Origin of the sequence: Bradyrhizobium guangxiense (assembly GCF_004114915.1) — a bacterium.
Classification (GTDB): domain Bacteria; phylum Pseudomonadota; class Alphaproteobacteria; order Rhizobiales; family Xanthobacteraceae; genus Bradyrhizobium; species Bradyrhizobium guangxiense.
The window spans coordinates 2,219,880-2,233,737 of record NZ_CP022219.1 but is presented as its reverse complement, the minus strand read 5'-3'; the positions used below and the strand labels follow the sequence as shown (position 1 = coordinate 2,233,737).

Annotated in this window: 12 protein-coding genes; 3 read left to right on the top strand and 9 right to left on the bottom strand. The window is 64.5% G+C overall.

From position 1 onward, the window contains the following. The first annotated feature begins 97 nt into the window (after positions 1-97). Positions 98-1,036: a ring-cleaving dioxygenase gene (locus tag X268_RS10405; protein WP_128924862.1), complete on the top strand. Its 939-nt coding sequence runs from the start codon at positions 98-100 to the stop codon at positions 1,034-1,036. Further along, entirely contained in the window at positions 1,033-1,659 is a 627-nt protein-coding gene (locus tag X268_RS10400; protein WP_128924861.1) for an alpha/beta hydrolase, read from the top strand. The genes X268_RS10405 and X268_RS10400 overlap by 4 nt, the downstream gene beginning before the upstream one ends. 189 nt (positions 1,660-1,848) lie before the next feature. Here X268_RS10400 and X268_RS10395 read toward each other — a convergent pair whose 3' ends face one another. Then, positions 1,849-2,391 carry a 2'-5' RNA ligase family protein gene (locus tag X268_RS10395; protein WP_128924860.1) on the bottom strand — a complete coding sequence of 181 codons (543 nt, stop codon included), beginning with the start codon at positions 2,389-2,391 and terminating at the stop codon, positions 1,849-1,851. A 568-nt stretch (positions 2,392-2,959) separates the two neighbouring features. On the opposite strand from X268_RS10395, the gene X268_RS10390 reads away from it, so the two are divergent. Further along, positions 2,960-3,580, top strand: coding sequence for a nucleoside/nucleotide kinase family protein (locus X268_RS10390; protein WP_245477848.1), 621 nt, complete (start codon positions 2,960-2,962; stop codon positions 3,578-3,580). Positions 3,581-3,764: 184 nt separating this feature from the next. Here X268_RS10390 and X268_RS10385 read toward each other — a convergent pair whose 3' ends face one another. The 8 genes from X268_RS10385 to X268_RS10350 form a co-directional block, all read right to left on the bottom strand. Further along, on the bottom strand, positions 3,765-4,970 hold the full coding sequence (locus X268_RS10385) for a calcium-binding protein (protein ID WP_128924858.1): 1,206 nt from the start codon (positions 4,968-4,970) through the stop codon (positions 3,765-3,767). 226 nt (positions 4,971-5,196) lie between these two features. After that, the gene (locus tag X268_RS10380) at positions 5,197-6,399 is read right to left on the bottom strand and encodes a calcium-binding protein (protein ID WP_128924857.1); all 1,203 of its coding nucleotides are present in this window, start codon (positions 6,397-6,399) and stop codon (positions 5,197-5,199) included. Between the two features lie 518 nt (positions 6,400-6,917). Further along, the gene (locus X268_RS10375; protein ID WP_128924856.1) at positions 6,918-8,411 is read right to left on the bottom strand and encodes an ABC transporter substrate-binding protein; all 1,494 of its coding nucleotides are present in this window, start codon (positions 8,409-8,411) and stop codon (positions 6,918-6,920) included. Positions 8,412-8,467: 56 nt separating this feature from the next. Then, positions 8,468-9,472 carry an ABC transporter ATP-binding protein gene (locus X268_RS10370; protein ID WP_128924855.1) on the bottom strand — a complete coding sequence of 335 codons (1,005 nt, stop codon included), beginning with the start codon at positions 9,470-9,472 and terminating at the stop codon, positions 8,468-8,470. Continuing rightward, positions 9,469-10,482, bottom strand: coding sequence for an ABC transporter ATP-binding protein (locus tag X268_RS10365; RefSeq protein ID WP_164937650.1), 1,014 nt, complete (start codon positions 10,480-10,482; stop codon positions 9,469-9,471). The genes X268_RS10370 and X268_RS10365 overlap by 4 nt, the downstream gene beginning before the upstream one ends. 2 nt (positions 10,483-10,484) lie before the next feature. Then, complete coding sequence (locus X268_RS10360) at positions 10,485-11,378, bottom strand: ABC transporter permease (protein WP_128924853.1); 894 nt, start codon at positions 11,376-11,378, stop codon at positions 10,485-10,487. After that, complete coding sequence (locus X268_RS10355; protein ID WP_128924852.1) at positions 11,375-12,325, bottom strand: ABC transporter permease; 951 nt, start codon at positions 12,323-12,325, stop codon at positions 11,375-11,377. The genes X268_RS10360 and X268_RS10355 overlap by 4 nt, the downstream gene beginning before the upstream one ends. A gap of 84 nt (positions 12,326-12,409) precedes the next feature. After that, positions 12,410-13,831, bottom strand: a complete 1,422-nt coding sequence (locus X268_RS10350) for an amidase (protein WP_164938116.1) — start codon at positions 13,829-13,831, stop codon at positions 12,410-12,412. Between the last annotated feature and the right edge of the window lie 27 nt (positions 13,832-13,858).

Sequence of the window (13,858 nt, the reverse complement as noted above, 5' to 3'; positions counted from 1 at the left end):
GTAGACATAGCCGTCATATTTGCACGGATTGTCTCCAATCCAAAGCGGAACAATATTTCCGCCAGAGCAAGACGCTCCCCGAACTTGGAGGACGACAATGTCTGGACTGCACCATGTCACCGCGATTGCCGGCGACCCCATCCGCAATTTCGGCTTCTACACGCGGGATCTCGGCCTGCGCTTCGTCAAGAAGACGGTCAATTTCGACGATCCCGGCACCTATCACTTCTATTACGGCGATGAGACCGGCCGGCCCGGCACCATCCTCACCTTCTTTCCCTGGGCCGGCGTTCCCTCGGGACGCCGCGGCGTCGGCGAGACCCACCAGACCGCCTTCCGCGTGCCGCAGCGCTCGCTCGGCTATTGGACGCAGCGCTTCACCGAGAAGGGTATCGCCTATGAGGCGCTGGAGAAGCGCTTCGGCGAATCCGTGCTGCCGTTCACCGACCCCGACGGCATGGCGCTCGCGCTGGTCGGCGTGCCGGGCGCGGAGAACGAGCCCGGCTGGAGCAACGGCGACGTGCCGGCCGAGCACGCGATCCGCGGCTTCCACGGCGTGACCCTGCTGCTCGACAGCGCGGCGAAGACCGCCGCCGTCCTCACCGACGTGTTCGGCTTCAAGGAAACGGGACGCGAGGGCTCGGTGATCCGCTTCAAGGCGCCCGGCGATGTCGAAGGCAGCGTCGTCGACATCTACGAGGCCAAGGGATTCCTGCGCGGACATCAGGGCGGCGGCTCCGTCCACCACATCGCCTTCCGCGCGGCCGACGATGCCGAGCAGGGCAAGATGGCACAGAAGCTCGTGAGCAATCACGGCCTGCATCCGACCGAGCAGCGGGACCGCAACTACTTCCGCTCGATCTACTTCCGCGAGCCCGGCGGCGTGCTGTTCGAGATCGCGACCGACATCCCCGGCTTCGCCGTCGACGAGCCCGTCGCGACGCTGGGACGTGACCTCAAGCTGCCCGCCTTCCTCGAGCAGCACCGCAAGCAGATCGAAGGCGTGCTGCCGAGCCTGGAAGAGACCGCGTCATGACCGAGACTGCCTTCATCCATCGCTTCGAGCCCGCAGGCGACGCGGGCTCCGCTCCACTGCTGCTGCTGCACGGCACCGGCGGCGACGAGAACGACCTGCTCGGGCTCGGCAGGATGATCTCGCCCGGCTCCGCCCTGCTCTCGCCGCGCGGCCGTGTGCTCGAGCACGGCATGCCGCGCTTCTTCCGCCGTCTGGCCGAGGGCGTGTTCGACGAGGAGGACGTGCGACGTCGCGCGGACGAGCTCGGCGAGTTCGTCGTGGAGGCGCGAAAGCAGTACGGCATCGCCGCACCCGTTGCGGTCGGCTTCTCCAACGGCGCCAACATCGCAGCCGCGCTGTTACTGCTGAAGCCGGACGTGCTCGCCGGGGCGATCCTGCTGCGTGCGATGGTGCCGCTGTCGGCTCCGCCGAAAGCCGAGCTCGCCGGCAAGCCGGTCCTGCTGTTGTCGGGACAGGCCGACCCGATCGTGCCGGCGAGCAATTCGGCAAAGCTCGCGGCCCTGCTCTCGCAAGCCGGCGCGAGCGTGACCCACAGGGTGCTGCCGGCGGGCCATCAATTGTCGCAAGCCGACGTGACAATCGCCCGCGACTGGATCGGCAATTTCGCCGCGGAAGCCGCATGAGAGGAGCGGCGCATCGTTTCGAGGACGGTGCGCCGCTCGCTTTTCGAGCCATTGTCGCAAATGACAAAGAAACGAGACAGGCCCACGATCATGCGGCAGCGGAATATGCCGCGATAGGCCAGAAGCCAACATCCCGTTGTCTTTCAATCCTTGGAGTGTGCAACACTTGGCGGTCGCCTGCACACTGGCTCATGGAGCGTCCTTCGGCAGCTCCTTCTGGGCAACGATCCGCACCGGCGGAAAAGTGACGCAATCGATCACGTCGAAAACAACTTCGATCCGTCGGTCGAATGACTGCGCAAAGGCGATGGCGCTCTTACTGTTCCCGTCCAGGATTCGCGTGCCGAGCGTGCAATGGGGCGTCCAGGCGCCGGGCCGATAATGCGGCCGACAATGGACCGGGTCGATGGCCGCGCTGATCGAAGCGTGCCACCTTCCGAGGGTTGAGTTCGCCTCAGGCTCGGCCCATAGCACGAGAGGCGGGCCTGCGAACCATCGAATCCGTCTGAAAGCGATGGAGAGCTGTGCTTCGCCTGCAGTTGCACGGAGCATTGCGTCCCACGCGATCTTCTCTTCGATGTCAGGCGATTCATAGATGGCGAATGTGAGATGTGGCCGATAAGCCAGGACCCGCATCGATGGCTCATCCTCGAAAACCGCAACCTGATCCCACAGCCGCTCGATCTCGTTGGCGGACGCGTTATCGGCTCGAATGTTAATGGCGACCGCCATCGAGGTCCTGCTCAAGCTGAGAAGCTCCGTCATCTTGATCGGCCGGTCGGCGGTCCGCAATGGTCAACGGCTCACCAGCCCCATTCGCATCGCCCGGCCCGGCTCACTTCAAAGAAGCGCAGCTCGGGGCGCACCGAGCCAAGGTCAGGCATGGGCCGATTGGCGACACCTTCTGTTTGACCGTGGTATATTCGGACGACCCCAACGGAAAGGGACACGGAATAGCGGAGTAGATCATGCCTGGTTGGCTTTTGCCTCTGCTCGCCCTCCTCGCGATCGTGGGATTTATCACCTTTGCCTTTCGGCAGGGTACGAAGGTGAGACCCGACAGAAATAACAGCGATAACTGGGACCAATTTGGTGGTCCTCCTGATAGTCATACGGGGTCTGGAACGTAGTTTCCGAGCATCAGCCTAAAGTCAGCTTCGAGCCCACAAGCCGACAATCGGCAAGCCGTTCGGCGACGCTATGGCCAATTGCCGAAGTGAACGGCTCCGTTGTAGGCTCGAGTGACTTTGCGTGGGCGCATCCGATCCAGATGGAAAAGAGACAGAAGCTTCTATGCGACTTGGCCGATCGCCTCGTCGTGACCTCGCCAGATCGAACGGTCCGCGTCGCCATCGACGGTGTCGACGGGGCTGGAAAGACCACATTCGCCAATGAACTCGGAAGCCTCGTTGCGACCAAGGGGCGGCCTGTCATCCGAGCATCGGTCGACGGATTTCATAATCCCAGGGCGGTCAGATACCGGCGCGGGCGGCATTCACCGGAAGGCTTTTTCGAGGACTCCTACAACTACCCGGCATTGAAGCAATACCTGCTGGACCCGCTAAGGCCCGATGGTTCTCGCCGCTATCGTCGGGCATTCTTCGATCATGTGACCGATGAATTTGTGCCAGCTGATGATCTCAAGGCCGAGCCATCGTCCATCTTGCTGATCGACGGCATCTTCCTGCACCGGCCCGAACTGCTCGCCTATTGGGACGCTTCAATCTTTCTCCGCACGGACTTTGCCGTGTCCGTTGCGCGGTGCGCTTCGCGCGACGGCTCGTCACCCGACCCTGCGGCTGTATCGAACCGACGCTACGTTGAGGGACAACGGCTTTATCTTCGGAGTTGCCAGCCGGAAGCGAAGGCCACGATCGTAATCGATTACAACGACCTTTCAGCTCCCTCGATCGTCATCTGATCGGCTCAAGCTGGGAGGTAGGTCCGCATCAACTGCACGGAGAACGGCAAGCGGTCGTCGATCGTTCCCCAACGGTCCAGGGGGACCGCCTCGCGCCGGAGAACATCTGCCGGCGGAGAAAGACGAAACGGCCGTCTCGCCCCGCTGGAGGCGGGGCGAGATCGTTGCTCCCAGCGCAACGCGCTCAGATGAGAAAATCGGTCGCGTGCAGGCTCGCCGTCTGGACGCCGTCGAGCGTGATGGTGTCGCTCGCCGACAGATGGATCACGGCGTCGCCGGCGGCATTGTCGCTGATCAGGCTCGACAGCGCCGCCCAGTCCGCAAATCCGTAATCGTGCACATTGATCAGGTCATGCTCGGTCACGGTGCTGCCAACTGCCTTGTTGCCCTGATCGAAATCGGTGATCAGGTCATTGCCGGAGCCGGTGTTGAAGACGAAGGTGTCGCTGTTTCCTCCGCCCGAAAGCTGGTCATCGCCGGCGCCGCCGTTGAGAATATCGCGGCCGCCTGTGATCGAGCCCGGCGTTGCGGGGGTATAGACCGCCGCATCGCCATACAGGTAATCACGGGTTACCCCGCCGGTGAGAATATCGTTGCCGCCATGGGCATTGCCGGACATGGCAGGAGCATCGCCGTAGAGTGTCGGGGGCGTAAAGTGGAGGGGGTCGGGGACATTTGTCTCAAGTGTGAGCATGTCATCTCCCCCTTGGGCATTGTCGGTTAGTGAGGTCGCCGAATCTCCGAACCCAAAGCCGGCGGTCCAAATGATGTCGCTGTCGAAGGTGAAGGTGATGTTGTCGTTGCCGCCATGGGCATCGCCGCTGATGGAGCCGATGGCATCGCCGCTGGCCTGCGCTGTGCCCTCCATGGTGTCCACACTGATGTTGAGCGTGTCATTACCGCCCTGCGCCGTGCCGCTCATGGAACCACCGGCATCTCCGGCGTACACATTATCGTAGCTCCGCCAGCCCACCGCGCCGGTGATGACGTCGCCGCCGCCGTGTGAATTGCCCGACATGTCGCCAGCGACGTCGCCGAAAGCATGAGCGTTGGTGTACAGCGAATCGTCCTCGACGCTGATCGTGTCGTTGCCGCCGCTGGCGTCGTCGGTCATGGCCTGGGCGTCGCCGACCACGAGGGCCGCGTTCCAGCCGTAGTTGAAGTTGACCGTGAGCGTGTCGTTGCCACCATGGGACTGACCGTGCAACGTCGTGTTGTCCTCGCCGAAGATCGTGACCTCTGCTTCGGGCTGGGTGATGGTTGCCGTCACGGTGTCGTTGCCGCCCCAGGCATCCGCGGTGGTCGGAAAGTTCGGATCGCCGTAGATGGTTTCGATTTGACCAAACTGGTCGAGCAGGACGTCGATGGTGTCGTTCGGCAGATGCTGCATGGCGTAACTCCCATTTCATTGTCGGAAGCGGGCCTGACGCCTGCAGAGTTTTCTTGCAAGACGCGTTGTTGACCACGCTTCACGGAGACGAATCTAGTTTTGGTCGATGGCGAAGGTTTGCCGGAATTCGGGGCAGAGCTTGATCGCGCCAAGTTTCCGTCGCCGCGCGGCAAAATTCGTCATTGCGCCGTCGCAATCGCGACGCCGCCGCTCTTGCTCTGCGTCCTCAGATGATGAAGTCGGTCTGATGCAGGTTCGCCGCGTGAACCCCGTCTAGCGTGATCGAATCGTTGGCGGAAAGATGGATCACGGCATCGCCGGCGGTGTTGTCGCTGATCAGTTTCGACAGCGCCGTCCAGTCTGCGAAGCCGTAGTTCTGCACGTCGATCAGATCCTGTTCCACCGCGGCGCTGCCGAGGACCTTGTTGCCCTGATCGAAGTCGTTGATCGTATCGTTGCCGGAGCCGGCGTTGAAGACGAACAAGTCGCTGTTTCCCCCGCCCCACATCTGGTCATCGCCGGCTCCGCCGTTCAGCGTGTCGACGCCGCCAGTGATCGCGCCGGGTGCGGCCGGTTCATAGCTCCGCGCATCGCCATACATGAAATCGCGGCCCACGCCGCCATTGAGAACATCGTTGCCGCCATGGGAATGGCCTGCCATGGTCGGAGCATCGCCGTACATCTGCGCGACGGCATCCGTGTACAGGCCGGCGAGCTTGGCGGTGAGCACATCGTCGCCTCCCTTGGCGAAATCCATCAGGGATGTCGCCGAATCCCCGAACAAGGTTCCGCCTGAAATGGCGCTGTCACCGTTCAAAGTGATGGACAGGGTGTCGTTGCCGCCCTGCGCGAGCCCTCGCAGGGACCCGATGGCGTCTCCGCTGACGGTCGCCCCGCCGTCGATTGTGAGCACGCTGACATCGAGTGTGTCGTTGCCACCTTGCGAGGTGTCCATCATGGAACCGCCGGCATCGCCGGCGAACAGGTTGGCGCCGCCGCGCCAGGCGATCGAGCCGCTGATGTCGTCATGGCCGCCTTGCGCATTGCCCGACATGTCGCCCGCAACGTCCCCGAAGGCCGAGATCGTTGTGTAGACGGTGCGGCCGGCATCCGCGACGATGGTGTCGTTGCCGCCCCGGGCGTCATCGATCATCGACTGGGTATCACCGATCACGACGGCGGTGTCCCAGCCACCGTCGATGTCCGCGATCAGCGTGTCGTTTCCGCCTTGGGAATGACCGAGCAACACGGTGTGGTCGTCGCCGAAGATCGTGAGTCTTGCATTGAGCGCGTCGACGTTGGCCGTCACGGTGTCGTTGCCGCCGACGACGTCGGTGGAAGCCGGAAAGGCGGGGTCTCCGTCAATGGCCGCGATTTGACCAAATTGGTCAAGCGTGACGTCGTAGGTATCGTTCGGCAGATGCTGCATGGCGTACTCCCATTTCATTGTCGGAAGCGGGCCTGACGCCTGCAGATTTTCGTTTCTTGCAAGACGCGTTGTTGACCACGCTTCACCGGGAGCGAATCTACCTTCGGTAGATGGCAGAGATTTGCAGGAATTCGGGAGAGAGTTTGCGGATGGAACTTCAGCTAGCGTCGTTGCGCTCGAAGCCGAGATCCGGCTTGTCGGTACGTGTGATCCGCAGCACCTGTTCGCTGGCCAGCGCGGGAGCCGTGAAGTCTCGGTCGATCAGCCTCGCCCGGCGGCCTTCCGAACCATGAGGCCGCGCTGATGATCGATTGCCGCTGTTTTGCCCGACGGATCAAGCTCCGGCGCCCCCGTCTCGACCATGAGCTGCGCCACGCGCAAGCCATTGAAATGACTGCGCCCGGCTACTGTGCATGGGGTTGTTTTTCAGTTTTCTGTTTTGGACGGCCCAAACGATTGGCCTCCCCCGATGGGAGAGGCCAAGATTGAAGCGACAGACCCCACGCGATCGAGCGTTGCTACTCCCAGGCCCAAGTCGAGAAATCGTTCTCGAACTGCGGAACTTCCTTCCAGACGCCCTTCAACTTCTTGTTGATGACGGTGGGCCATTGCGGCTGGAACAGGTAGGCGGACACGGCATCGGTGGCCAGCATGCGCTGGGCGTCGCCGAGAAGCTTGGCGCGGGCAGCTTCGTCCGGCGTCGACACGATCTGTTTGTAGAGCGCGTTGAACGCCTCGTTGTTGTAGCCGAGATAGTAGTCCGGCTCGGTAATCTTGACGAGGTCGAACGGTTCGACATGGCTGACGATGGTAAGGTCGAAATTGTGCGGACCGTTGGGTGCGAACACCTGCGACAGCCACTGTGCCCATTCGACGTTCTCGATCTTGGCGACGATGCCGACCTTGGCGAGCTGGGCTGCGACGATCTCGCCGCCCTGCCGCGCATAGGGCGGCGGCGGCAGCTTCAGCGACAGCTCGAGCGGCGTGGTGACGCCGGCCTCAGTCAGCAGCTTCTTGGCCTTCTCGGGGTCGTAGGGGTTGACGCCGGTGGTGTCGACATAACCGAGCGATCCGGGCGTGTAGAAGCTGCCGATCGGGGTGCCGAAGCCTTCGACCGCGCCATCGATCAAGGCCTTGCGGTCGATCGCAGCGAGGACGGCGCGGCGGACGCGGACATCGTCGAGCGGCTTCTTGCGATGATTGATCGCGACGATGGTCTTGGCCCTGGATCCGCCGATCAGCACGGTGAATCGCGGGTCGCTCTTGAACTGAGCGACGACGCGGGTTGCGATGCGCGGAAATGCGTCAACGTCGCCCGACAGCAGCGCCGCGGCCTGCGCGGCCGGATCGGAGATGAAGCGGATCGTCACCTTCGAGAGCTTGATCGCGGAGGCGTTGCGGTAGTCGGCCCATTTGGTCAGCGTGATCGAGGAGCCCTTGGCCCAGGCCCCTAACTGATAAGGTCCGGTTCCGACTGGCTGCGTGACGTTGGTCGCCGCGCTCTTCGGCTCGACGATCGAGCCGCTCGCCTGCCCGAGCAGGAACGGCAGGTTCGGCTCGGAATATTTCAAGGTGAGCACGACCGTGTCGGCATCGGGCGCGTCGACCTTCTCGAACGCCTGGAACAGGCTCTTGTCCTTGTTGGTGCTGGTCGGTGCCGCGTTGCGTTCGAACGAGAACTTCACCGCCGCGGAATCGAACGGCTCGCCATTGTGGAATTTGACGCCCTTGCGCAGCTTGAACGTGTAGGTCTTCAGGTCGGGCGAAGCGGTCCAGCTCTCCGCCAGCAGCGGCGACGTCGAGCCGTCCTCGTTGATCTTGGTCAGGGTCTCGTAGATGTTGTAGAGCGTGACCTCGGCGATCGCTGCGGCGGCGGCATTGGTGGGATCGAGCCCCGGCGGCTCCAGCGTCATCGCCATGACGACGCTGTCCTTCTTGCTCTGCGCCAGCACCGGCAAAGGCGCCGCGGCAAGCACGGCGGCAAACGCGACGATCGATAATTTCCTGAACATGCGCAACTCCCCGGCCCTGTTCTGTTCTTAAGCCTACGCCAATCCAGCTCCGGACACTAACCTTCCATGGCCGCCTGCGGCAACGCCATCACGGCCTCCGCCCTATGGCAGGCGGCAAGGTGTCCCTCGCCGACCTTGCGTAACGCAGGCAGGGCCTCGCGGCAATGCTGGTCGGCAAGCGGACAGCGGGCCACATAGGCGCATCCGGCCACTGCGGCCGATTGCGAGGCGATCGCCTGGCCACCGCGGCGGCGCCGGACGCCTCCGGCGCACGCCCGCGGCACGGCCTCCAGCAGCGCCCGCGTATAGGGATGGGCGCAGCGCTCGAACAGATCCTCCGGCCGGCCCTGCTCGACGATGCGGCCGAGATACATCACCGCGACCTCGTCGCAGAGATAGTCGACCACGGCGAGGTCATGGCTGATCAGGATGTAGCTGAGACCGAACTGCTCCTGGAGATCCTGCATCAGGTTCAGCACCTGCGCCTGCACCGAGACGTCGAGGGCGGAGACGGGCTCGTCGGCAACGATCAGCTTGGGCTGGGTGATCAGCGCGCGCGCAATGGCGATACGCTGGCGCTGGCCGCCGGAGAATTCGTGGGGGTATTTGTCCATGTCGGCATCGCGCAAGCCCACCTGGCGCAACACCGTGGCGACGCGCTCGCGGAAGGTGGCGCGGTCGGCCCCTTCCAGCACCGTCAGCGGCTCAGCGACGATGCGGGCGATGGTCTGGCGCGGATCGAGCGAGCCGTAGGGATCCTGAAACACCATCTGGAAATCGCGGCGGGCGCGGCGCAGCTCGTCGGCCGGCAGACAGTTGAGATCGCGGCCGAGCAGCGCGACCTGCCCCGAGGTCGGCCGCTCCAGTGCCATCACCACGCGCGCGAAGGTCGACTTGCCCGAACCGGATTCGCCGACGATACCGAGGCTCTTGCCGGCCTGGATCTGCACGCTGACGCCGTTCAGCGCGCGCACCTGGCCCGGCGGGCGAAACAGACTCTCGCGCGGCAGGGCGTAGCGCTGTTCGAGATCCCTCACGTCGAGAAGCGGTACGGCGGTCATGCGGTCAGCGCTCCGACGCGTTCCGCCATCGAGACATCGGTCCTGATGCAGCGGACGAGATGTCCGGGTCCGACCTCGACCATCGCCGGAAGCGCGGCGCGGCACTGATCGATCACAAGCGGACAGCGGTCCGAGAATCTGCAGCCGGACGGCAGATCGGCAAGCTCCGGCACAGTGCCCGCGATCGTCTTCAGGCGTGTGCCCTTGCGCGCGCCGAGCTTTGGCCGGGCGCGGAACAGGCCCTGCGTGTAGGGATGGCCCATGCGGCGGAAGACCTCGTCGGTCGGCCCGCTCTCGACGACGGTGCCGCCATACATCACCATCATGCGCCGCACGTTCTCGGCGATGACGCCGAGGTCGTGTGAGATCAGGATCATCGACATGCCGCGCTCCTCGACGAGATCGGCGATGAGGTCGAGAATCTGGCCCTGGATGGTGACGTCGAGCGCGGTGGTCGGCTCGTCCGCGATCAACAGATCCGGCTCGCAGGCGAGCGCCATGGCAATGGTGATGCGCTGGCGCTGGCCGCCGGAAAACTGGTGCGGATAGGCATCGATGCGCTTGGCCGGATCGGGCAGCCCGACGCGGTCGAGCAAGGCGATCGCCTCCTTGCGCGCCTGCGCCGCCGAATGCTTCTTGTGACGTTGCAGCGGCTCGGCCACCTGATGCCCGATCGTATGCATCGGATTGAGCGCGGTCATCGGCTCCTGGAAGATCATGCTGATGCGGTTGCCGCGCAGGCGGCAATAATCCGCATCCGGCAGCCCCGCGAGCTCGTTGCCGTCCAGTTTGATGCTGCCGGAGACCACCGCGCTATCGGGTAGCAGCCCCATCAGGGACATTGCAGTGATCGACTTGCCGCAACCGGACTCGCCGACGAGTCCCAGCGTCTCGCCGCGCTTCAGCGAGAAGCTGACGCCGCGCACGGCCTGCGCCGGCCCGCGGTTGGTATTGAGCCGGACGCCGAGATTGTCGACCTCGATCAGCGGCATGCCGGAGCGTTCGCCCATCGTCATCGCTCCCGCGCCAGTCGTGGATCGAGCAAATCGCGCAATCCGTCGCCGAGCAGATTGAGGCCCAGCACCGCGACCGCGATCGCAGCGCCCGGATAGACCGCGAGCATCGGCGACTGGAACAGCAGCGTCTGCGCATCGTTCAGCATCCGTCCCCAGGACGGCTGCGGCGGCTGCGTGCCGAGGCCGAGATAGGACAGAGCGGCCTCGGCGAGAATGGCAAGCGCGAACTGGATGGTGACCTGCACGATCAGGATCGACAGGATGTTGGGCAGAACGTGCTCGATGGTGATGCGGAAGGCGCCCTTGCCCGCAGCGCGCGCGGCCAGCACGAATTCGCGCGCCCAGATCGCATTGGCCGAGCCGCGCGTCAGCCGGGTCAGCGTCGGGATCTGGAAGATGCCGATCGCGACGATCGAGGTAACCATGCCGGGTCCCACGACCGCGGCAAGCATGATCGCGGAAAGCACCGCCGGAAAAGCGAAGGTGAAATCGGAGAAGCGCATGATGATCTCCTCGGTCCAGCCGCGCCGGGCCGAGGCGACCAGGCCGAGCGTGACGCCGAAGGTGAGACCGATGCTGACGGCGATGACGCCAACCATGATGGTGGAGCGGGCGCCGGCGAGCAGCAGCGAGACGATGTCGCGGCCGAAGGAATCGGTGCCGAGCCAGTGCGCGGCCGACGGCGGCCGCAGCTTCGAGGCGATATCGATCTCGTACGGCGACCACGGCGTCCACACCAGCGACAAGAGCGCCGAGCCCAGCACCAGAAGGCTCAGCATGCCACCGAGGACGAAGCTGCGGTGGCGCAGCGCGCGGCCCCAGAACGTGCGCGCCGGCAAACGGCGCGCTGCCACCGGAACGTCAACCGGCGTGGTCAGAGGCGCGCTCACAGGTCGTGCACCTTGATGCGGGGATCGATGAAGGCATAGAGCACGTCGACCACGAAATTGACGATGACGACCATCGTCGCCAGCAGCATCACACAGTTGCGCACCACGATCAGGTCGCGGTTGGCGATCGACTGGAAGATCAGCCGGCCGAGACCCGGCAGGTAGAACACGTTCTCGATCACGATGGTGCCGGCCAGGAGATTGGCGAATTGCAGCCCCATCACGGTCATGACCGGAATCATCGCATTGCGCAGCACGTGGCTCCACAGCACCTCGCGCTTGCCGAGCCCCTTCGCGCGCGCCGTTCGAACAAAATCCTCGCGCAGCACTTCGAGCACCGCCGAACGCGTGACGCGCGCGAGGATCGCGGCCTGCACCACCGCGAGCGAGATCGCCGGCAGCAGCAGCGACTTCACGCCGAGCCAGATGCCGTCCTCCCAGCCGGCAAAGCCGCCCGCGGAGAGCCATTGCAGCCGCACCGCGAACAACAGCACCAGCAGGATCGCGAACCAGAAATTCGGCAGCGCGATGCCGACCTGCGTCAGCGACATTACGCCGACGTCGCCGAGCTTGTTGTGGTTGGCGGCGGTGTAGATGCCGGCCGAGAGCGCCAGCGTCACCGTGATCGTCATGGCCATGATGGCGAGCGGAACGGTCAGCGCCAGCCGCTCCGCGATCAGGCTGGCGACCGGCGTGCCGTAGACATAGGAGCTGCCGAGATCGCCGACGAGGAGACCCTTGATCCATTGCAAATAGCGAACCGCCAGCGGCTGGTCGAGCCCGAGCTTGACGGTGAGCGCGCGCACCGCATCCGCCGAGGCATCCGCGCCCATCAGCATCTGCGCGGCATTGCCGGGAAGAGCATCCAGCACCAGGAAAATGATCAGGGACGCGCCGACCAGCGTCGCCAGCAAGGTCACCAGACGTCGGAGGAGAAATACGCTCATGCGCGCTCGGCTTCAGGGCTCAACCGCGGCACGAACATCATGTCCGGACGCCGGAGGCAAGCTCTTTGCTGCATGCCCATCTCCTCAAGCCGGCCGGCGGGACAGAAGGTCGCTGGACGCCTCGAACAGCGCGCTCACGCGCAGCAATTCCGCATCGCCGCGGAAACGGCCGACGAGCTGGAGCCCGATCGGCAGGCCGTCGCGGCCAAAGCCGCAGGGCACGCTGATGGCGGGGGGGCCGGTCATGTTGAACGGCATAGTCCAGGGGAACCAGTGCGGCCGAACGCTGTCGAAATGTCGGCCATCAATCTCGATGCTGCCAAACAGATCCTGGCTGATCGGCAGCGCCGTACGCGTCAGGGTCGGCATCGCCAGGATGTGCCCGCGCGCAAGCAGCGATTCCACGCGGCGGAACAGCGCGGTCCGCGCGAACATCGCCTCCTGGTAATCGACGCCGCTCACCTCAGTGGCGAGCGCGAGCTGCTTGAGGAAGGCCTCGCTCAACTCATCCTTGTGCTCGGCGGCGAGCCTGGCAAAGCGCGTGCGCCAGACCGTGTGGTTGATGGCGCGCCAGATCGGCTCGATGTCGAAGCCATCGCCGGAGAATTCCTCCAGCTCGGCGCCGAGGCCTGCCAGCCGGTCGAGGCCGGCCTTGAAATTGGCCGCGACTTCGGCGGACACCGGACGGCCCGGCGGCGTCGGACAGTATAGGATCCGTTGTCCGCGCAGATCGCCCCCCGCCGCAATCGCGCCGACGAAATCGGGCACGGGGAGACCGATCGACCAGGGATCGCAAGGGTCTTCGCCGGCCATCGCCTGCATCATCAGCGCGGTGTCGGCGACGGTGCGGGTGGTCGGCGTGACATAGGTCTGGTTGCCGAACACATCCAGCGCCTGGCTGTGCGGGATGATGCCGTTGCTCTGCTTCAGGCCGACCACGCCATTGCAGGCGGCGGGAATCCGCGTCGAGCCGCCGCCGTCGGTCGCGATCGCAAGCGGCGCGATGCCGCTCGCCACCGCCACCGCCGCGCCGCCGCTGGAACCGCCAGAGGAACGGCAGGCGTCCCAGGCATTGCGGGTACGGCCGAACAGCGGCGAATCCGTCAGGCACTTGCTGCCGAATTCCGGCGTCGTGGTCTTGCCGATCAGGATCGCGCCTTCGCTGCGCAACCGCGCCACCGCGACCGCATCCTCGTTCGGCACATTGTCCTTGTAGGGAACGGCGCCGAAGGTGGTCTTGACGCCCTTGGTGTTGACGATGTCCTTGACGGTGACGGGGATGCCGTGCAGCAGGCCGATGGGCTCACCCGCCATCACCTTGCGCTCAGCCGCGCGCGCCTGCGCCATCGCCTCCTCCCCGCAGAGCGTAATGAAGCAGTTCAGCTCGGGCTGGAGCGCCTCGGCGCGCGCGAGCACGGCACTGATGATCTCGACGGGCGAAATCCGCTTGGCGGCGATGAGGCCGCGCAGCTCGGTTGCGGACAAGAGACAGGGATCGCCGTTCATCGTCACATCACGCTCCGCAGCTGGCCC